The sequence below is a fragment of the Novosphingobium pentaromativorans US6-1 genome, assembly GCF_000767465.1.
Taxonomy (GTDB): Bacteria; Pseudomonadota; Alphaproteobacteria; order Sphingomonadales; family Sphingomonadaceae; genus Novosphingobium; species Novosphingobium pentaromativorans.
Map to the genome: position 1 here is coordinate 1,407,515 of NZ_CP009291.1, position 20,216 is coordinate 1,427,730.

Sequence of the window (20,216 nt, forward strand, 5' to 3'; positions counted from 1 at the left end):
TCAATGATCCCCCATCAGCCGGTCGGCCGTCACAATGGCCTCGGCGATATCGACTATGCGCTTGCCCTGGTTCATCGCCGCCTTGCGCAGTTCTGCATAGGCCTTCGGTTCGGGCAAGCCCTTGCTGTTCATCAGAATGCGCTTCGCCGCATCGATGGTTTCGCGTTCGGCCAGCTTGCCCTTGGCCGCGGCGAGGTCGTTCTGAAGGCGCGAAAAGGCATTGAAGCGCGTGATTGCCAGATCGAGGATCGGCCGAATACGGTTGGGCGCCAGGCCGTCGACGACGTAGGACGAGACGCCTGCCTCCACCGAAGCGGCAATGGATTCGTCGTCCGACTCGTCGACGAACATCGCGATCGGCCGGTCGAGCGCCCTGCTCACCGAGAAATACTCTTCCAGCACGTCGCGCGAGGGGTTGCCGAGGTCCATGAGGACGATGTCGGGATTGATCTCGCCGATCCGCGCCAGCAGGCCCCGGCGCTCCGTCAGGACAAAGATCTCGCAATCATCCAGGGCGACCAGCCCCTCCTGGATGATCGAGGCGCGCGCGGCGCTTTCGTCGATGACGGCAATTCGCATGATCACCCCATTGTGCAGCGCAGCAGCGCCGTTTGGCAAGTAGCCAGATGCTCGATGCCCCCCCGGGCGGATGCGGCTCATTGCGGCAAAGCGCCCGAATGGCAAGCGTAGAGTGCCGATCAGGCCGATTCAGATCGCGGCGAGGCGCACTTCGCGATCATGGCGGCGCACCTCCACGCGAATGCCGCCGTCCTGTTCGCGCGCTTCGTAGACGAACCCTTCGCTATGCGGGTTCTCCCAGTCGGCCACGGACTTGGGCTCGCCGTCGAGCCTGTGCCATGCGACGGTATCGGGAAAGCGCGCAAACCATGCGCGCCGCTTCGCCCGGACCAGCGAGAGCCGGGCGACATGGTCCTCCAGAGCGAGATCGCGGCTTTCCCAGTCGATCCAGCCGATTTCGTTGTCCTGGCAATAGGCGTTATTGTTGCCCTGCTGGGTGCGGCCGAATTCGTCGCCCGCCGTCAGCATGATCGTCCCGGTCGAGGCGAACAGCGTACCGAGAAGCGCGCGCAGGTCATGGGCGCGCCTTGCCAGCACGTGGGGATCGTCCGTCGGTCCTTCGGCGCCGTTGTTCCAGCTGTAGTTCTCGCCGTGCCCGTCCCGGTTCTCCTCGCCGTTGGCCTCATTGTGGCGGTGCGCGTAGGAAACCGTGTCCGCCAGCGTGAAGCCGTCGTGCGCGGCAAGAAAGTTGACCGAGCGGCAATCGGCATGGGGCCAGTGCGGCCCGAAGATGTCGGAAGACCCTGCCAGCCGGGTGGCCAGCTTGCCCACGCCCTCCTCCTCGCGCCAGAACCGGCGGACGTCGTCGCGAAAACGGTCGTTCCATTCCAGCCAATGCGCCGGAAAATTGGCGAGCTGGTAGCCGCCCGGGCCGATATCCCAGGGCTCGGCGATCAGCACCCGGCTCGACAGCAGCGGGTCGTCCTCGATCTCGGCGAAGATCGGCGCGGCGGGATCGAAGCCCGGCCCGCGCGCAAGGATGGGAGCGAGATCGAAGCGAAAACCGTCGACGCCGCACTGACTGACGAAATGGCGCATGGCATCGAGCGCGATCCGGCGCACGGCGGGATTGCCGCAGTCGAGCGTATTGCCGCAGCCGGAATCGTTGATCAGCGCGCCGTCCGGTGCGCGGCCATAGACCGCATCGTCGAGACCACGCAGCGAGATCACCCCGCCCTCGACATCGCTTTCGCCGGTATGGTTGAAGACCAGATCGAGCAGGACGCCGATCCCCTCGGCATGAAGCGCCGCGACTGTCTTACGCAGTTCGGCCACGCCGCCGGGACACAGGCCGGGATCGAGCGCCATCATGGCTACGGGGTTGTAGCCCCAGGCGTTCACGAGGCCGAGCGGCGGCAAGTGCCGCTCGTCGATCCACGCCACTACCGGCATCAGTTCGACAGCCGTGACATGGAGCTTTTTCAGGTGTGCCACTACCGCCGGATGCGCCAGCGCCGCCACGGTCCCGCGCAGGCGCCGGGGTACGTCGGGATGGCGCATCGTGAAGGCGCGCACATTGATTTCGTAAACCAGTCCGCCGGCGGCGAAGCGCGGCGCCTCGACCGGCACGGATGGCTGGCTCGCGGGAACGCGCGCCTTGGGAACGATGGCGGCGGTATCCTTGCCGAAAGCAGCCAGACGCGGATCCTGACGGAAGCGGCGATCCAGTTCCACGGCATAAGGATCGACCAGCAGCTTGGCAGGATCGAACCAGCAGCCCTGCTCCGGCGCCCACTTTCCTGCGGCACGGTAGCCATAACGCGCGCCGGACAGGTCTTCCGGCAATTCGAGCGTCCAGACTTCGCCATCGCGCGCCATTTCATGGCGGGTTTCCCTGCGGCCTGTGAACAGGCACAACCAGACACGTTCGGCCCTCGGAGAGCGCACCGCAAAACGCGTGGTGCCTTCCCGAACCCTCGCGCCGAGCGGGATCATGCGATCAGCGAACGATAGAGGTCGGCATAGGCCTTGCCGCTTGCCTTCCAGGAAAAGTCGCACTTCATCGCATTCTTCTGGATCTTCTGCCAGACCTCGGGCTGGCGATAGAGATCGACCGTTCGGGTCAGCGCGGCGGCCAGGGCATCGTAGGTCACGCCGTCATGCTGGATGCCGGTGGCGCAGCCCGCGGCAAGCGCGGCCGGGTTGGCATCGATCACCGTGTCGGCCAGACCGCCGGTGCGCGAGACAACCGGGATGCAGCCATAAGCCAGGCCATAAAGCTGCGTCAGCCCGCAAGGCTCGAAGCGCGAAGGCACAAGGATCGCATCGCCCCCGCCCTGCATCCGGTGCGACAGGTCCTCGTCGTAACCGATGCGAATGCCGATCCGGCCGGGGTGACGCGCGGCGCCTTCGAACAGCTGATGTTCGATATGGGGATCGGCCGAGCCGAGCAGCGCCAACCTGCCGCCGATGCCGACGAGATGGTCGAGCACTTCGGGCAGGACGTCCATGCCCTTTTGCCAGGTCAGGCGACTGACGACGATGAACAGCGGGCCATCGTCCTCGTCGAGATCGAAATCGGCTTCCAGCGCGCGCTTGTTCGCCATGCGCCGCTCCAGCGTGCGCGCCGTGAAGGAAGAGGCCAGCGCCTTGTCGGTGGCGGGATTCCACACATCGGTGTCGATGCCGTTGAGGATGCCCGAAACCGCATTGCCGCGCGCGATGATCAGGCCCTCCAGCCCCATGCCGAACGTCCCGGAGCGGATCTCACGCGCGTAAGTGGGGCTGACCGTGGTCACTGCATCGGCCGAGGCGAGCCCCGCCTTCAACATGCCGACGCCGCCGTGATACTCCACGCCGTCCATCGTCCAGGCCCTGGGCGGCAGGCCGAGCTGCGCGAAGATCTCCCGGCCGAACCAGCCTTGGAAGGCCATGTTGTGGATTGTCACCACCGATGGGATGCGCGCACCGCCATAGGGCGCGAAACGAAGGTAGGCGCAGGCCATCGCAGCCTGCCAGTCGTGCGCATGGACGAGGTCAAAGCCTTGCGGCTTGCCGCGCCTTACCATGGCGCCCCCGGCAATATCGGCTGCAGCGCGGCCAAGCGCTGCAAAACGCCGCCAGTTGTCGTTCCAGTCCTTGCCCGAAACGTCGCTGTACGGTGTCCCGTCCCGCGTGAAGAGTTCGGGCGCATCGAGCACCAGCAGCGGATGCTCTGCGCCCTTGGCGCCGATCTTGCCCGACAACAGCCGCGCCGGCGAACCGAGCAGCGAATCCCACTGGTGCACCGCCCTGGCCCGGGCCATGGCCTTGAGCACGGAAGGGTAACCGGGAAGCAGGGTCGTCATCGCCACATCGTGATCGGCCACGGCACCCGGCAGCGCCCCGGCTACGTCGGCCAGACCGCCCGTCTTGATCAACGGAACCGCTTCGGAAGCGACGCTCAGGACTTTCAACGTCACGCCTTTACTGCCCCAGTCGATCGATCATCGGCTTGGTGATGAGGCACACCCCGTTCTCGGTCCGGCGGAAGCGTCGGCCATCGAGAACCGGGTCCTCGCCCACGACGAGACCCTCAGGGATACGCACGCCGGAATCAATGATGACCCGGCTTAGCCGCGCCTTGCGGCCGATATTGCAGTACGGCAGGATCACCGCTTCATCGACGCTGGAAAAGCTGCCCATCTTGACCCCGGTGAACAACAGAGACCGGCGCGCGGTCGAGCCCGAGACGATGCAGTCGTTGGAGATCAGCGAGGAGATCGCCATGCCGCGCCGCCCTTCCTCGTCATGGACGAACTTGGCCGGCGCGGCGACCACCGCATCCGACCAGATCGGCCAGTCGCGATCGTACATGTCGAGCTTTGGCACAGTATCGGTAAGGTCGAGGTTGGCCTCGAAATAGGCATCCACCGTACCGACGTCGCGCCAGTACTCCTCGATCTCTTCGGCCGCGCGAATGCACGAATTCGTGAAACGGTGGGCCTGCGCCTTCCCGTGCTTGACGATGTAGGGAATGATGTCCCCGCCGAAATCGCGCTTGGAATTGGGATCGTCGGCATCGCGGCGCAGCTGTTCGAAGAGGAATTCGGTCTCGAAGACGTAGATGCCCATCGAAGCGAGCGCCATGTCCTCCTGCCCGGGAATGCCCGGCGGGTCGGCTGGTTTCTCGACGAAGGCGGTGATGCGATCGTCCTTGTCCACGTGCATGACGCCGAAACCGGTCGCCTCCATGCGCGGCACGACAAGACAGCCGACGGTGACGTCCGCGCCCGAGTTGACGTGCTGCTGCAGCATCAGCTCGTAGTCCATCTTGTAGACGTGGTCCCCGGCGAGGATGACCATGTACTTCGGACCGTGGACGGCAATGATGTCGATGTTCTGGAACACCGCATCGGCCGTGCCTTCATACCACAGCATTTCGGAAATGCGCTGGCTGGCGGGCAGGATGTCGAAACTCTCGTTGCGTTCGGGGCGCATGAAGTTCCACGCCCGCTGCATGTGGCGGATCAGGCTGTGCGCCTTGTACTGCGTGGCGACGCCGATGCGGCGAATGCCCGAATTGATCGCATTGGAAAGGGCGAAGTCGATAATCCGCGTCTTCCCGCCGAAATAGACCGCAGGCTTGGCGCGATTGTCTGTCAGTTCCGCCAGACGGCTGCCCCGCCCACCGGCAAGGACATAGGCCATGGCATCGCGCGCAAGCGGCTGACCGATCGGACTTCTCATCACCCCTCTCCTGCTTCAGCCCGCATATTCGAGCATGATAGTACCCAGCGGCGGCAAGGTCACCGTCGCCGCGCCGCCTTCAGACTTCACCTGACCCAGGTTCCCCTTGCCCGATCCGCCGTAATGCGCGGAATCGCTGTTGAGGATCTCGTTCCACTTGCCCTCGTGCGGCAGGGGCACGCGGTATCCGCTGCGCAGCGCCGGGGTCATGTTGCATATCACCGCAACCGGCTTCGCGCCCCGCGCCTTGCGCAGCCACGCGAAGACCGAATTCTGGGCATCGTCGACAATGAGCCATTCAAAGCAGCCCGCGTCGCAATCGCCGGCATGAAGCGCGGGCTTCTGGCGGTAGAGGCGATTGAGATCCTTCACCAGATTGCGGATGCCTTCATGGGCGGGAGCATCGCACAAGTCCCAGTCGAGCGCGCGCTCCTCGCTCCATTCGCGGCGCTGGGCGAACTCCTGCCCCATGAACAGCAGTTTCTTGCCGGGATATCCCCACATGAGCGCATAATAAGCGCGCAAGTTGGCGAACTTCTGCCAGTCGTCGCCGCTCATCTTGGTCAGCAGCGACCCCTTGCCGTGGACCACCTCGTCATGGCTTAGCGGCAGCACGAAGTTCTCGCTGAAGGCGTACATCAGGCCGAAGGTGATATCATGGTGGTGATAGCGCCGGTGGACGGGATCACGGCTCATGTACTGCAACGTGTCGTGCATGAAGCCCATGTTCCACTTGAAGCCGAAGCCCAGCGCGGTCGGCCGTTCCCCGCCCTCGGCGTCATAGGCGGGTTGGGTAACGCCGGGCCACGCGGTGGATTCCTCGGCGAATGTCATGAAGCCGGGATGCGTTCCGTAAAGCGCACGGTTGGTGGCGCGCAGGAAGTCCACCGCTTCCCAGTTCTCGCGCCCGCCCTGCTGGTTCGGTATCCATTCGCCCGCCTTGCGCGAATAGTCGCGGTAGAGCATCGAGGCGACGGCATCCACGCGCAGCCCGTCGACATGGTAGTGCTCGGCCCAGAACAGCGCATTGTTGACAAGGAAGCTCGACACCTCGCGCCGGCCGAAGTTGTAGATCAGCGTGTTCCAGTCCGGATGATAGCCGAGCCTGGGGTCCTCGTGCTCGTAAAGCGCGGTGCCGTCGAAGCGGACCAGTCCGTGTTCGTCGGTGGGAAAGTGCGCCGGAACCCAGTCGAGAAGCACGCCGATCCCGGCGCGGTGCGCCCCGTCGACGAACCGCGCGAAGCCTGCCGGTTCGCCGAAGCGGGCGGTCGGCGCAAACAGGCCGGTCGTCTGGTAGCCCCACGAGGGATCGTAGGGATGCTCGCTGATCGGCAGGAATTCGATATGGGTAAAGCCCATGTCGACAACATAGGGGATGAGACGGTCGGCCAGTTCATCCCAGTTGAGAAACCAGTTCCACTGGTCGCGCTGCCAGGATCCGGCGTGAACTTCGTAGATCGAGATCGGCACCTTGCGCGGATCGACCGTGGCCCAGTGCGCACGATGCGCCTCGTCGCCCCAGTCCAGCTTGGCCGGGTGCGCCGTCATCGAGGCGCTCTTGGGGCGGATCTCGGCCATGAAGGCGAAGGGATCGGCCTTGAGCGGCTGCACCGCGCCGTCGGCCCCGACGATGCGGTATTTATAGGCGCGGTAGTCGCCGATGTCGGGAATGAAGATCTCCCAGACGCCGATGTCCTTGCGATGGCGCATGACATGGCGCGCACGGTCCCAATCGTTGAAATCGCCTACCACGCTGACGAGGCGGGCATTGGGCGCCCAGACCGCAAAGTGGACGCCGCTCGCCCCCTGGTGATCGATGATGTGAGCGCCCAGCTTGTCGAACAGGCGCTGGTGCGTTCCTTCCGCGATCAGCAGGTCATCGAGCGGGCCGAGCACAGGCCCGAAGCTGTAGGGGTCTGTGACGAGCCAGTCGTGCTCGCCGGCGCTGCAGCGGTAGCGCACCGGCTGCGGTTTGCCTGCCAGTTCCCCTTCGAACAGGCAGCGGTCATCGACCTTGTCGAGCGTGCCGAGAGCCTTGCCGTCGAGACTGAAGGCCTCGACCGTATCGGCCCCGGGCAGGATCGCCCGCGCGAAACTGCCAGTGGGACCGGAATACAGACCAAGCAACGAAAATGGATCGGCGTGAGAACCTAGAAGAAGGGATTCAAGGGCGCTCTTCGTTGGCTTCACATCACCTTCCAGATGTCTTTGGCATATTCCGAGATGGTCCGGTCAGAGGAAAACCAGCCGACATTGGCGATGTTGCGGATCGCCGCCGCACGCCAGCCGGCCTTGTCCTCCCAGCGCGCGTCGACCGAACGCTGGGCCGCAGCATAACTATCGAAGTCGGCCGCGCACATAAACCAGTCGTGGTCGTAGATGCCGCCGACAAGGCCTGTGTAGCGGTTCGGATCGTCGGGCGAAAACACGCCCGAGGCGATGGCGGAAAGCGCCTGCCCCAGTTCGCGCGACCCTTCGATGACTTCGCGCGGATTGTACCCATCGGCACGCTTTTCCGCCACATCTTCGGCAGTGAGACCGAAGATCACGATGTTTTCGTCGCCGACGTGGTCCCTGATCTCGACATTGGCGCCGTCGAGCGTGCCGATGGTCAGCGCGCCGTTGAGCGCGAACTTCATGTTGCCGGTGCCTGAGGCTTCCATGCCCGCAGTCGAGATCTGTTCCGACAGGTCGGCCGCGGGGATGATCCGTTCGGCCAGGCTGACGTTGTAGTTGGGCACGAACACAACCTTGAGCAGCCCGCCTACGGACGGGTCGGCGTTGACCCTGCGCGCGATGTCGTTGGCCAGTTTGATGACAAGCTTGGCGTTGTGATAGCTCGGCGCGGCCTTACCGCCGAAGATCTTCACGCGCGGAATCCAGTCGCGCTCGGGATGGCTGCGGATCTGGTCGTAGAGCGCCACCGTCTCGATCAGGTTCAGGAGCTGGCGCTTGTATTCGTGGATGCGCTTGATCTGGACGTCGAACAGGGCATCGGGATCGAGGCGGATACCCATGGTGCGCTTGATGTAGTCGGACAGCGCAACCTTGTTCGAGCGCTTCACTTCGGCGATCCGCTCACCCAGCGCGGCATCGCCGGCCAGGGCATTGAGGGCCGTCAGCTTCGCGGCATCGTCGAGGAATTCGTCGCCGATCGCGTCGCGGATGACCTTGGTCAGCCCGGGATTGCACTGCTGCAACCAGCGCCGCGGAGTGACGCCGTTGGTCTTGTTGTTGATCCGATCCGGATAAAGGCGGTGCAAGTCGGCAAAGACCGTCTCCTTCATCAGTTCGGTATGCAGTGCGGCCACGCCGTTGATCGAATGGGCCCCGGCAAAGGCGAGGTTGGCCATGCGCACGCGCCGCTCTCCGCCTTCGTCGATAAGCGAGATCGCCGCGATCTGCGCGTCGTCGCAGCCCGCCTTGCGCGCCTCGCGCAGGACCCGGCTGTTGATCGCATAAATGATCTGCATGTGGCGCGGCAGCAGCCGTTCGAACAGCGGCAGCGGCCAGGATTCCAGCGCTTCGGGCAGCAGGGTGTGATTGGTGTAGGAAACGGTCTTCTGGCACAGCGCCCAGGCCTCGTTGAACTCCAGCCCGTGTTCGTCGACGAACAGGCGCATCAGTTCGGCCACCGCGACCGAAGGGTGCGTATCGTTGAGCTGAATCGCGGCTTTTTCCGGCAGGGTCCGGATGTCGTTCTCGTATTGCATGTGCCGGCGCACGATGTCCTGCACCGATGCCGCAGTGAAGAAGTACTCCTGCCGCAGCCGCAGTTCCTGCCCGGCCGGGGTCTGGTCAGCCGGATAGAGCACGCGCACGAGGCTGTCGGCCCGCACCTGCTCTTCCAGCGCGCCGAAGTGGTCGCCCGCATTGAAGGCATCGAGCCGGATCGGATCGAGCGGGCTCGCGGTCCACAGGCGCAGGGTGTTCACCCGCTTGCCGCGCCAGCCGACGACCGGAGTATCGACGGCCGTCGCCTCGACCGCCTCGGCCGGATTCCAGGTCACGTGGTCGCCCTTGGCCACGACCTCGCCGCCGAAGCCGATCCGGTAGGAACATTCCATCCGGTCGAATTCCCAGGGGTTGCCGTGGGCCAGCCAGGTCTCGGGCAATTCGACCTGCCAGCCGTCGCTGATGCGCTGGCGGAACATGCCGTTCACGTAACGGATGCCATACCCGTAAGCGGGAATGTCCAGCGTCGCGAGGCTTTCCATGAAGCAGGCGGCAAGGCGCCCGAGCCCTCCGTTGCCGAGCGCCGCGTCGGGTTCCAGCTCTTCCAGCTCGGCAAGGTCGAGCCCATGGGCCCGCAGTGCCTGCTCCATCTGGCGGGTCATGCCCATGTTGGACAGCGCATCGCGCAGCAGCCGCCCGATCAGGAACTCCATCGAGAGATAGTACACCCGCTTGTCGCCGGCATCGTAAGTGCGGCGCGTCGATTCGATCCAGCGGTCGATAATGGCGTCGCGCAGGGCATAGATCGACGCATTGTACCAGTCGTGCTTCTTGGCCGCCTTCTCGTCCTTGCCGATGCGGTGACGCAGGACCCGGACGATATGTTCGTCGAATTCCGACTGGAAGGCGTTCTTGGAATCGAGCACAGGATCAGTAGCCACGGGCGCACTCCTGAACATGCCGTCCGGGCCGCCCGTTCAGGCGCCAGGATGCGGCACCGATTATCGCCGATACGGGGGCGACACCCTCCTCTCGATCCCAATCTTCCGATACATGGCTAGCACAGCCCCACCGCTCTACAAGAGCCATTGTGCAGTGCCGCAAAAAATTTGCGCGCAGCGTCAATCGGTGATCTATGTTCGCGCTGAGCCCCCAGCCGCGAAAGGTGCGCATGAGCCTGCCCGAGACCGCCCATTCGACGCCCTGGTGGAAGGGCGCCGTGATCTACCAGATCTACCCGCGCAGCTTTCAGGATTCGAATGGCGACGGCATCGGCGACCTGCCGGGAATCACCCGGCGGCTTGACCATGTCGCTGCGCTGGGCGTCGATGCCATCTGGATCTCGCCCTTCTTCACCTCGCCAATGCGCGATTTCGGCTACGACGTGGCCGACTATTGCGATGTCGACCCGATCTTCGGCACCCTCGCCGACTTCGACGCACTGGTCGCACGCGCGCACGAACTGGGCCTCAAGGTCATCATCGACCAGGTCTATGCCCATACCTCGGACCTGCACCCGTGGTTCACCGAGAGCCGCACCTCGCGCGAAGGCGACAAGGCCGACTGGTACGTCTGGCACGATCCCCGGCCCGACGGGGGACCGCCGAGCAACTGGCAATCCGTGTTCGGCGGCCCGGCATGGACCTGGGACGCCCGCCGCCGCCAGTACTACATGCACACGTTCCTCAAGGAGCAGCCGCAGCTCAACATGCATGAACCGGCGGTGCAGCAGGCCGTGCTGGACGTTGCGCGGTTCTGGCTGGACCGCGGAGTCGACGGTTTCCGCCTCGATGCGCTGAACCACGCGATGCACGACCCGCTGCTGCGCGACAATCCGCCTGCGCCAGAGGATGGCCGCGTCCGGACCCGGCCCTTCGATTTCCAGCTCAAGACCTACAGCCAGTCGCACCCAGACATGGTCCATTTCGTGCACAGGCTGCGCGCGCTTTGCGACGAATATGGCGCGGGCGCGATCCATACCGTGGCCGAGATCGGCGGCGACGAACCGCAGGCCGACCGGCGCGCCTATACCGCGGGCGAGAACCGCCTCAACAGCGCCTACGGCTTCGACTTCCTATATGCCCCGCTGCTGAGCGCCGATGTCGTTGCCGCGACGCTCGAGCGCTGGGCCGAAGGACCGGACGAAGCGGGCGGCTGGCCGAGCTGGGCTTTCGAGAACCACGACGCACCGCGCGCCGTCTCGCGCTGGTGCGCCGGAGGCGACATGGCCCGTTTCGCCCGTACCAAGCTGGCCCTGCTACTCGCCCTGCGCGGCAATGCAATCATCTACGAAGGCGAGGAACTGGGCCTCGAACAGGACACCATCCCCTACGATCTGCTGCAGGACCCGGAGGCAATCGCCAACTGGCCGCTGACACTGTCACGCGACGGGGCCCGCACGCCGATGCCCTGGGACGAAAGCGCGCAAGGCGGGTTCACCACCGGCACGCCCTGGCTGCCCCTCTCGCCGCAGAACCTCTCACGCGCGGTCTCGCGGCAGGAAGACGATGCGCAATCGCTCCTGCAATTCACGCGCAGGCTCCTGGCGCTGCGCAAGGCCCATCCCGCGCTGCGGCTTGGCGATCTCACCGATTGCCGGGCGCAAGGCAACCTGCTGTCGTTCAAGCGCACGCTGGGCGAAACGCGCATCCTGTGCCTCTTCAACCTTGGCGAAGAGCCGGTCGCACTGCCCGAAGCGGCGCAGGGCGAAGTGCTGCTGCTGGTGAACGGGGGCGGCGACGGCGCCCTTCCCGGCTTCGGCTCGATCTGGCTGGAACTGGGCTGACGCGGCGGCGCGTGAACGCTGGTGCCCGCCGTTTCTGTCCGGGCGAGCTAGGAAATCGTTGCAGGTCAGGCTAATGTCCCACCCATGCATGACCTGACCGCGTTCGACGCCGCCGCGATACTCATCGTCCTTGCTGCCGGGCTCGGTTACTTCAACTACCGCGTTCTCAAGCTCCCTTCGACCGTCGGACTGACGGTCATGGGCACGCTCGCCTCGCTGCTGATCGTCGCCTACGACAAGCTGGTGCCCAGCAGCAGCATGGCCGAGAAATTCGGGCGCTTCCTCAGCGATATCGACTTTAGCACCACCCTGATGGAAGGGATGCTCTCGTTCCTGCTGTTCGCCGGCGCGATGCACGTGAGCTGGTCGAACATGCGCAAGGGGCGCTGGCCGATCCTGGTGTTCAGCACCGTTGGCGTGGTCCTGTCGACGGCAATCGTCGGCTTTGCCTTCCACTACCTTACCATGCTGCTCGGCCTCACCGTGCCCCTGATGTGGAGCCTCGTCTTCGGCGCACTGATATCGCCGACCGACCCGGTTTCGGTCATGGCGGTGATGAAGCGCGCGGCGATGCCCGAAACCCTGCAGGCGACGGTTGCGGGCGAGAGCCTGTTCAACGACGGCATCGGCGTCGTCGTCTTCACCATCCTCGTCTCGCTGGCGACCGGCGCCGAGACCTTCAGCTGGTCCTTTGCCATCGGACATTTCGTGCAGGAGGCGCTGGGCGGCGCAGTGCTGGGCCTCGTGGTCGGCTGGATCGGTTACGTCGCGATGAAATCCATCGACGAGTACAACATCGAGGCAATGATCAGCCTTGCCGTCGTGATGGGCGGCTACAGTCTTGCCATGGCGCTCCATGTCAGCGGACCGGTAGCGATGGCGGTCGCCGGCCTGATCATCGGCAATGCCGGTGTCGCCCATGCCATGAGCGACGTGACGCGCGACTACATCATCAAGTTCTGGGCGCTGATCGACGAGATTCTCAACGCCGTCCTGTTCCTGCTGATCGGCCTCGAAGTCATCGCCCTCGAATTCGAAAACACGTATATCCTCGCCGGGCTCGGCGCGATCGTGATCGTGCTCATCGCCCGGATGATTGCGGTCGGCGTGCCGCTGGCAGCCATGAAGAGGATGATCGACATGGGCCCGCTCGCCTTTCCCACGCTGGTCTGGGGCGGACTGCGCGGCGGCATTTCGGTGGCGCTCGCGCTGGCCCTGCCCGCCTCGGTCATTCGTGACGAACTGCTGGTCGTCACCTACATCGTCGTCCTCTTCGCGGTCGTCGCGCAGGGCAGCACCATCTCCGGCCTGATCGCTCGCATCAGGAGCCGCCAGGCAACGGCCCCGGCACAGAAAGCCTGACCATGAACGACACCCCGACGGCCATGCCCGACGACCCATTGCCGGGTCAGTCGAACCCATCCGGCGCTGGCCGGTCTTCCCCGCACGACGCACGCGAACCCAACGCCGCATTCGCCAGCCGGGTCGAAGCCGCCTGGAAGAAGCGGCCCATGTGGATACGCCGCGCCGAGGCATTCGTGCACCTCATGCGCCTGCGCCTGGCCCACGCGGTGCTGTTGCCGCAATTGACGCCGGATCAGGCCTACGACTTGCGCCAGCACGTGCGCAAGGACGGGGAACTGACCAACGGCTATATCCTGATGTCCGCCCTCGCCGCAGGCATTGCCACGCTCGGCCTGCTGCAATCCTCGACTGCTGTCGTGATCGGCGCGATGCTCGTCTCGCCGCTGATGGCGCCGATCGCCTCGATGGGCTTCGGCTTCGCCTCGCTCGACGGCCATCGCATCCGCGACGCGGCCAAGGTGGTGGCGGTGGGCGCGGCCATTGGCATCCTTACCGGAATGCTGCTGACATGGCTTTCGCCGATCCGCAACGCCACGCCCGAGATCCTCGCGCGCACCGAACCCAACCTGCTCGACCTCGCCATCGCGCTGTTTTCGGGGATTGCCGGCGGCTACTCGACGGTGATCGGCAAGGGGGGTACTGCCATCGGCGTTGCCATCGCCACCGCGTTGATGCCGCCGCTGACCGTCATCGGCTACGGCATCGGCGTGTTCCAGCCGATGTTCGCGATGGGCGCGCTGCTCCTGTTCCTGACCAACCTTGCCGCGATCACTTTCGCATTCGCGCTCATCGCGCGGCTATCCGGGGCTGCCCGTCCCTTCGGCAAAGTCGAATGGACGCCGCGTTACGTGACCATCCTCGTCGCGGCCTTCCTCGCCCTCGGCACGCCGCTGTCGATGACGCTGATGAAGCTGTCGACCGAGGCCAAGATCCGCACCGCCGCGCGGGCCGCGATCCTGCAGGCTTGCGGCACCAAGGGCGTCACCATTGCCCAGCTCGACGTCAAATCCGGCGTGTTCAGCGCGCCCTCGGTCGACGCCCTCGTGATCGCCCGCAGCTATACGACCAATGCCGAAGCCTCCGCCGAGGAGCTGATCCGCAAGGCCCTGGGCGACGAGGTGACTATCAACCTGCAGCAGGTTCTGGCCGCCGACGTGCAGGCCCAGACCCGAGCCATGGTCGATGCGGCGATGGAGCGCACGGCGGCCGGCATCGCGGCAGACGTCCCGCCGTTCAATGCCATCCGCCAGAGCGTGGGCCTGCCCACGCGCTCGGTATGGAGCGACCGCGCCCAGCGGATGGTCTATGTCGAACCGATCCCCGCGCCCGGCTGGACCCTGGCGGACTATCGCACGACCGAACAGGCTGCGAGCAAGGAGACGCAGGGCTGGACAGTCCGGATCGTGCCGCCGGCACAGGCCGTCATGGACGTTGCCCTGTCAGGCGAGAACGGCAGGAAGCACCCGGAAGGCGCGATTTCCGCCGATCTGGCGCTATGGGCGCTCCAGCGCTGGGGCATGGCCAGGGTTTCGGTTTCAAGCGAAGATGAGGAACACCTAGGCGCCCTGGTGAAGTTCTTCTCGGACGCCGGGATCGAAGTGCAGGTCCAGCATCTCGTCCCGGCCCTCGCAGCCTCCGCAATGCCGAAGGAAACGGCGATGCCGAAGCAGGCAAAGGACAAGGAAGGCGAAGCACAGGTGCCCACGGCCACAGTCAGGGTCTATGGGCAAAGCCCTTCTCAGCAGGCCGCCGAAGCCGCGCGCGCTGCGGCGCAAAAGGCGGCGGAAGAAGCCGCGGCTGAGCAGGCCGCCGCCCAGCAGGCTCCGGCGCGATAGGCCGCCTTCAGGCAATCATCCGCAGCGGCGGCGATGCCGAATTGCGGACCGATGTCAGGAATGTTCGGTGATTGCGATGCAAGTGCTCGACGACCGGGGCGTAGAGCGGCTGGACAAAACGGATCCCGGCTTCCCGGCCATTGACCCAGCGCACTTCGCCGCCCAGCCCTTCGAGCATTTCCGGCCGAACGACGACGATGTCTCCCACGCGCAAGTTCACTGCGCAGCTCTTGATCCGGCAACCGCCGATGGAGATGTCATAGACCATCACATGGTCGCGGAACCCGTTGCGCAGGCGGCAGACGGCCGGGACCATGATGGACAACCGTTCTGCCTGACGCGATGCGCGGTGACTCTCTTGCATTCGTGAAACTCCGACGCGATTCTCTCGGCCGGTACGATGCAACCCCTCGTCCGGCTCATGCTCGACTAGGACGGCACCGGCGAAACAAGGTTAATAAGGGCAGCCCCTGAGTTCACCCTCAGGATTGCACGAATGTGGCAGACCTCCGGCGGACATTCCGGCCGTTCCGGTCAGCTTATGGCAAAAAGCGCGATCGCCAGGACAAGGCCGATCGTCGGCACCACAACGGTGAGCAGGCCCACGGCGGGATAGGCGTCGCGGTGGGTCTCGCCGCAGATCGCCCGGATCGTCGTTACCACGTAGCCGTTGTGCGGCAGACTATCGAGCGCGCCGCTGGCAATGGCGACGGTACGGTGAAGCTGCGAGGGATCCGCGCCCATGGCCAGATAGCCGGGTGCCAGCAAGGGCAGCGCGATCGACTGGCCGCCCGAAGCGGAGCCGGTAAGCCCCGCAATCACCGTCACCGCGATGGCTGCGCCGATAAGCGGATCGCCCGGCATGTGCTGGACGGCATCGAGCGCCGCCTGAAATGCGGGCGACAGCGATGCCACGGCCCCGAAGCCGACGACCGCGCAGGTATTGGTGATCGCGACGACCGCGCCGGTCGCCCCGCGCGAAAATGCGGCGGGCATCGCCCCGCGCGAGCGCAGCCCGATCAGGACCGCGATAGCCGTACCTGCGCCCAGCGCGACGATCAGCGCCCACTTGCCCAGCGACTCCCGGGGCAGAAGCGCCGCGAGGCCGGCGATGGCCTGCGGATACTGGAAGAGCATGAACACGCCGAGCACGGCGACAAGCGGCAGGATGCACAGCAGCGGATGCGGCAAGTGGCGGTCTGCCGAGCTGACATCGTCACCTGGCCTGCTTTCGAAGCGTTCGCCGCGCGCCACGGCCCGCTTCACCATGCGATCGAGCAGAAAATAGCCCAGCCCAGCCATCATGACTGCGACGACGAGGCTGACCTGCCAGCCGGCATAGGCGTCGGTGCCCAGGTACTGCATCGGGATCAGGTTCTGAATCTCGGGAGAACCCGCGCTCGTCATCGTGAAGGTCACCGAACCGAAGCACAGCGCACCGGGGATGAAGCGGCGCGGCATGTCTGCCTCGCGGAACAGGTGGACGGCCAGGGGATAGACCGCGAAGCCGACGATAAAGACCGACACGCCTCCATATGTGAGGATGGCACAGGCCGCGACGACCGCGAGCACGGCGTGGCAGATGCCGATTTTCCTGACGACCCAGTGCGCCACGCTGGCCGCCGCACCGCTGGCGCTCATGACTTCGCCGAAGATCGCGCCCAGCAGGAACATCAGGAACCAGTCGCCGAAAAAGCCAGTGAAGCCCTTCATGTAGGCGGTCGCAAAGTCCGGCGCGCCTTCGGTAGCGAGCGGGGGCAACCACGCCAGCCCGCTCGTCCACGCGACGATTGCGGCGGCAACGGGCCCGGCAAGGAGGATGTTCACGCCCCGTACTGTCATCCAGATCAGCAGAATCAGGGCTCCTGCAAGACCGATGGCACTGATCAAGACCTCATCCTCCCCCAAGCATTGCGCATCTTCGGCAAACACGCGCATCCCTTGCGGATTTATCGTGTGATGTCGTCATGTTGCAGGGCCTGGCGAGGCTTGTCCATGCAGCAATGTGTCGGTTGGTTAAACGACTGTTACCCAAAGAAACCGCAACCTCTTTTAACGCTATGACCCGTAACCTGCGGCTACTGACAAAACTTGGCGGTCGCATGGCGTTAAAGAAAATTTCCACCTCCCAGGTCGAACTGGGAATGTTCATTCACGGTTTTCAGGGCAACTGGCTGAGCCATCCCTTCTGGAAAGCCAGGTTCGTCGTGGCCGACGAGGACAGGCTGGAGACCCTGCGCGCGAGCAAGCTGGACGCCATCATCATCGACACCGATCGCGGAATCGACGTGCCTGCGAACGAGGACCAGGCCGCAGCGACCATCACCTCCGCGCCGCGCCCGAACGGCACCATGCAGGCCCGGCAGTTCGAACGGCGCACCATGCCGCGCCCGGCTCCGGCCCTTGCGCAGGCGGCAGGCGGCAATTCCGCGGCCTTCCGATCCGGCCCGGTCCCTGTGGCGCGCGAATTCGGCAAGGCACGCCAGACTGCAGGCAAGGCCCGCAAGGTCATTTCCAAGGTCTTCCTCGAGGCACGGCTCGGCAAGGCGCCGAGGGTCGCCGAAGTGGCTCCCGTCGTGGAGGACATCTACGCCTCTATCCAACGCAATCCCTACGCCTTTTCCGGGCTCATGCGGTGCAAGGCTGAAAGCGAGACGATCTACCAGCACATGCTTTCGGTCAGTGCGCTGATGATCTCGCTGGCCCGGCAGATGAAGCTTTCACCCAACGATACGCGCAATGCCGGGATGGCCGGGCTGCTGCTCGACGTCGGCGTGAGCCGGCTCTACGTCAACATCGATCCCCACGCGGGCGGCATCAGCGCGATCCCCAGCGACGTCTGGCATCGCCATCCCTACATCGGCAAGGACCTGCTCGAAGCGGCAGGAGAAGTTCCAGAGGACGTGCTGAACGCGGTGATGCGCCATCATGAACGGCTGGATGGAACCGGCTTTCCGCAAAACCTCTCCGGCTCGCAGGTCGACCTTCTCTCACGCATGGCTGCGGTCTGCGACACGTACGACCACATCGTCTCGGGCATGCTCAACGGGCATGCGGCGGACCCTGCCAATGCCATGCAGGAACTGATCGAGATGCGCGACGTGTTCGACGGTGAAGTGCTGGACCGCTTCGTCGAGGCGCTGGGCGTCTATCCGGTCGGCTCGTTCGTGCTGCTGCGCTCTGAACGGATCGCCATGGTCATCGACCAGAACCCGGAAGAGCCCGCCGCGCCGACGGTGCGCACTTTCTACTCGCTGGCGAACCGCAAGCGCATTGTGCCCAAGACGATCGTGCTGTCCAACTGCTTCGGCGAGGACGCGATCATCGGCGTGGAATCGCTGGACGGTCTGGGCCTGCCCCCGGTGGAGGAACTGCGCGAGCAGATCCTGACCGGAAAGGCCCCTCAGGGCTAGGACGCAGGCGCCGCGATTGCGCAACTGCCCGTCGCCCCGGCCCCGTCCGGGATAACAGGTAGCTCCGGGATGACAGGCAGTCAGGCGGTGTCTGGCGCCTAGATTCCGTACCAGTAAACCAGCGTCGTCGAGAGCGCGGCGACCATGATCAGCACCAGCGGGATGCCCGAGCGCAAGTAGTCCGCGAAACGGTAGTCGCCCTCGGTCAGGATCATCATGTTGGTCTGGTAGGCGACCGGGGTCGCGTAGCACAGGTTGCAGCCGAACAGCACCGCCAGCACCAGCGGCTCGGGCGGCAGGTTGAGCTGGCTGGCGATGTTGAAGGCGATTGGGGTGCCCACCGCCGCTGCCGCGGTGTTCGAGGCGAAGTTGGTGAGCATGGTGACGAAGACCATGATCGCGGCCAGAACGCCTGCGGGAGGCAAGTACTGCAGGCCGCTTGCCAGCAGTCCGCCCATCCATGCCGCGGCGCCCGAGACGAGGATGAACTTGCCGAGCGCAATCGAGGCGGCGACAAGGACGATGACCTGCGCCGACAGCGCCCGCCCCACCCTCTCGAAGCGTACGCACCCCGTCACGAACATCAGGATCGCACCGGCCAACGAGGAAATCGCGATGGGCACGAGACCGACGCTGGCAAGGCCGACAGCACCGGCCATGATCGCCAGCGCAACCGGTGCCTTGGTGGAACGGGTCACTTCCTGCCCGCCTTCCAGCTGCAGCAGGCCGTCGCTCTCCGCAAAGCGGCGCAGATCGCCGGCCATTCCCATGACGAGAAGAACGTCGCCTTCCATCATGGGTGCGTCGGGCGAATGCAGGCGGGTATCGCGGAACGGCTGGCGGGCATGGTGGATGCCCAGCAGCGCCACGCCGACGAAGCCTGCCGTCTTGGGCGTCAGGCCGATCAGGCGGCTGTCGGGCGCAATGATCATCTCGGCGACCATCAGATCGTCGCCGGTGCGGCTGGAATTGGCACGAATGCGCTCCAGCAGCCAGGTCGGCGCCAGCTTGGCGGAGAGCTTGCGGGCGGCTTCCTGCAAGTCTTCCAGCGTGCCCGAGGCCATGACCCGGCGGTCGACCGAGCCGTTCGCGCCGACCGGCAGCCAGACGCTCACCCCGGCAGGTACGTTGCCGCGCACTTCCTCGATGGTCTTGCCGCGCATCGGCGAATCGCCCTCGACCCGCAACTTGGCAAGAAACGTGCGGCTCTCGACCGCGACGGCCTTGGTGTTGTCGGGCAGCAACCGCGGCATCACCAGCCAGATGTAGGGCAGCGCGAAGACCATTGCGCACAGGACAATCGGGGTGAAGTGGAACACCGTAAGCGTCCTGAGCCCAAGGTCCTGCGCGATCGAGACGACCAGCAGGTTCGTCGAGGTGCCGATGGTCGTCGCCATGCCGCCGATCAGGATCGCGGCATTGACCGGGATCAGCGTCTTGGAGGCCGGCATTCCCCCGCGTCCCGCCATCTGGGCCAGGATCGGGATCATCAGCACCAGCACCGGAGTGTCGTTGATGATCATCGAGAGGAACATGCACATGACCACGGTCAGCAGCAGCCCCAGCGACTTGTTGTACTGCCAGATCCGGGCCAGTGCCCGCGCCGCGGGATCGAGAGAGCCGGTTACCACCAGCCCCCGCCCAAGGATCATCAGCGAACAGATCGTCACCAGCGCGTAGTGCCCGAACCCCTCGAAGGCGAGCGCCAGTCCTGCATACTTGTCCTGCCCCGGCATCGGCAGGACGTAGAGCAGGAGCGCGATCGAACCGATCGTCAGCAGCGAAACGATTTCCACGCGCAAGGTGCCGTTGGCAAAGCCGTAGAACATCCCCAGCGCGATGAACATCGCGCCGAAGGCGTGGAGGTCTGGCAAGGCCATTGCGGGTCCCCCGCCC

At 65.0% G+C, this 20,216-nt stretch carries 13 protein-coding genes; 4 read left to right on the top strand and 9 right to left on the bottom strand.

The annotated features are described in order from the left end of the window. The 6 genes from JI59_RS06545 to JI59_RS06570 all read right to left on the bottom strand — a co-directional run bounded on the left by JI59_RS06545 (nucleotide 1) and on the right by JI59_RS06570 (nucleotide 9,881). The gene (locus tag JI59_RS06545) at nucleotides 1-579 is read right to left on the bottom strand and encodes an ANTAR domain-containing response regulator (RefSeq protein ID WP_038577145.1); all 579 of its coding nucleotides are present in this window, start codon (nucleotides 577-579) and stop codon (nucleotides 1-3) included. Nucleotides 580-708: 129 nt separating this feature from the next. Continuing rightward, nucleotides 709-2,514, bottom strand: coding sequence for a glycogen debranching protein GlgX (glgX, locus tag JI59_RS06550; RefSeq protein ID WP_038575676.1), 1,806 nt, complete (start codon nucleotides 2,512-2,514; stop codon nucleotides 709-711). Continuing rightward, nucleotides 2,511-3,980 carry a glycogen synthase GlgA gene (gene glgA, locus JI59_RS06555; protein ID WP_007013566.1) on the bottom strand — a complete coding sequence of 490 codons (1,470 nt, stop codon included), beginning with the start codon at nucleotides 3,978-3,980 and terminating at the stop codon, nucleotides 2,511-2,513. The genes glgX and glgA overlap by 4 nt, the downstream gene beginning before the upstream one ends. 4 nt (nucleotides 3,981-3,984) lie before the next feature. Next, nucleotides 3,985-5,247 (bottom strand): glucose-1-phosphate adenylyltransferase, encoded by a 1,263-nt coding sequence (gene glgC, locus JI59_RS06560; RefSeq protein ID WP_081473984.1) that lies wholly within the window; start codon nucleotides 5,245-5,247, stop codon nucleotides 3,985-3,987. 15 nt (nucleotides 5,248-5,262) lie between these two features. After that, the gene (gene glgB / locus JI59_RS06565; RefSeq protein WP_007013564.1) at nucleotides 5,263-7,437 is read right to left on the bottom strand and encodes a 1,4-alpha-glucan branching protein GlgB; all 2,175 of its coding nucleotides are present in this window, start codon (nucleotides 7,435-7,437) and stop codon (nucleotides 5,263-5,265) included. After that, entirely contained in the window at nucleotides 7,434-9,881 is a 2,448-nt protein-coding gene (locus JI59_RS06570; RefSeq protein WP_420798900.1) for a glycogen/starch/alpha-glucan phosphorylase, read from the bottom strand. The genes glgB and JI59_RS06570 overlap by 4 nt, the downstream gene beginning before the upstream one ends. Before the next feature lie 212 nt (nucleotides 9,882-10,093). Here JI59_RS06570 and JI59_RS06575 point away from each other — a divergent pair, with 212 nt between their 5' ends. The 3 genes from JI59_RS06575 (at nucleotide 10,094) to JI59_RS06585 (ending at nucleotide 14,907) form a co-directional block, all read left to right on the top strand. Next, nucleotides 10,094-11,707, top strand: coding sequence for an alpha-amylase family glycosyl hydrolase (locus JI59_RS06575; protein ID WP_038577150.1), 1,614 nt, complete (start codon nucleotides 10,094-10,096; stop codon nucleotides 11,705-11,707). A gap of 84 nt (nucleotides 11,708-11,791) precedes the next feature. Further along, a complete protein-coding gene (locus tag JI59_RS06580; RefSeq protein ID WP_007013561.1) occupies nucleotides 11,792-13,069 on the top strand; it encodes a cation:proton antiporter in 1,278 nt (425 codons plus the stop codon). A gap of 2 nt (nucleotides 13,070-13,071) precedes the next feature. Beyond that, nucleotides 13,072-14,907 carry a DUF389 domain-containing protein gene (locus tag JI59_RS06585; RefSeq protein WP_007013560.1) on the top strand — a complete coding sequence of 612 codons (1,836 nt, stop codon included), beginning with the start codon at nucleotides 13,072-13,074 and terminating at the stop codon, nucleotides 14,905-14,907. Between the two features lie 7 nt (nucleotides 14,908-14,914). On the opposite strand, the gene JI59_RS06590 is transcribed toward JI59_RS06585, so the two are convergent. After that, entirely contained in the window at nucleotides 14,915-15,271 is a 357-nt protein-coding gene (locus JI59_RS06590) for a PilZ domain-containing protein (RefSeq protein WP_052117851.1), read from the bottom strand. 170 nt (nucleotides 15,272-15,441) lie between these two features. Continuing rightward, the gene (locus JI59_RS06595; RefSeq protein WP_038577153.1) at nucleotides 15,442-16,797 is read right to left on the bottom strand and encodes a GntP family permease; all 1,356 of its coding nucleotides are present in this window, start codon (nucleotides 16,795-16,797) and stop codon (nucleotides 15,442-15,444) included. A gap of 212 nt (nucleotides 16,798-17,009) precedes the next feature. On the opposite strand from JI59_RS06595, the gene JI59_RS06600 reads away from it, so the two are divergent. Next, nucleotides 17,010-18,320 carry a cyclic di-GMP phosphodiesterase gene (locus JI59_RS06600; protein WP_038575678.1) on the top strand — a complete coding sequence of 437 codons (1,311 nt, stop codon included), beginning with the start codon at nucleotides 17,010-17,012 and terminating at the stop codon, nucleotides 18,318-18,320. Between the two features lie 98 nt (nucleotides 18,321-18,418). On the opposite strand, the gene JI59_RS06605 is transcribed toward JI59_RS06600, so the two are convergent. Next, nucleotides 18,419-20,200 carry an SLC13 family permease gene (locus JI59_RS06605; RefSeq protein ID WP_007013555.1) on the bottom strand — a complete coding sequence of 594 codons (1,782 nt, stop codon included), beginning with the start codon at nucleotides 20,198-20,200 and terminating at the stop codon, nucleotides 18,419-18,421. Between the last annotated feature and the right edge of the window lie 16 nt (nucleotides 20,201-20,216).

Coding starts and splice junctions, on each gene's coding strand:
- JI59_RS06605 (WP_007013555.1), bottom strand. CDS start 20,200: ATGGCCTTGCCAGACCTCCACGCCTTCGGCGCGATGTTCATCGCGCTG.
- JI59_RS06570 (WP_420798900.1), bottom strand. CDS start 9,881: ATGTTCAGGAGTGCGCCCGTGGCTACTGATCCTGTGCTCGATTCCAAG.
- JI59_RS06590 (WP_052117851.1), bottom strand. CDS start 15,271: ATGCAAGAGAGTCACCGCGCATCGCGTCAGGCAGAACGGTTGTCCATC.
- glgX (WP_038575676.1), bottom strand. CDS start 2,514: ATGATCCCGCTCGGCGCGAGGGTTCGGGAAGGCACCACGCGTTTTGCG.
- JI59_RS06585 (WP_007013560.1), top strand. CDS start 13,072: ATGAACGACACCCCGACGGCCATGCCCGACGACCCATTGCCGGGTCAG.
- glgC (WP_081473984.1), bottom strand. CDS start 5,247: ATGAGAAGTCCGATCGGTCAGCCGCTTGCGCGCGATGCCATGGCCTAT.
- JI59_RS06600 (WP_038575678.1), top strand. CDS start 17,010: ATGGCGTTAAAGAAAATTTCCACCTCCCAGGTCGAACTGGGAATGTTC.
- JI59_RS06545 (WP_038577145.1), bottom strand. CDS start 579: ATGCGAATTGCCGTCATCGACGAAAGCGCCGCGCGCGCCTCGATCATC.
- JI59_RS06575 (WP_038577150.1), top strand. CDS start 10,094: ATGAGCCTGCCCGAGACCGCCCATTCGACGCCCTGGTGGAAGGGCGCC.
- JI59_RS06580 (WP_007013561.1), top strand. CDS start 11,792: ATGCATGACCTGACCGCGTTCGACGCCGCCGCGATACTCATCGTCCTT.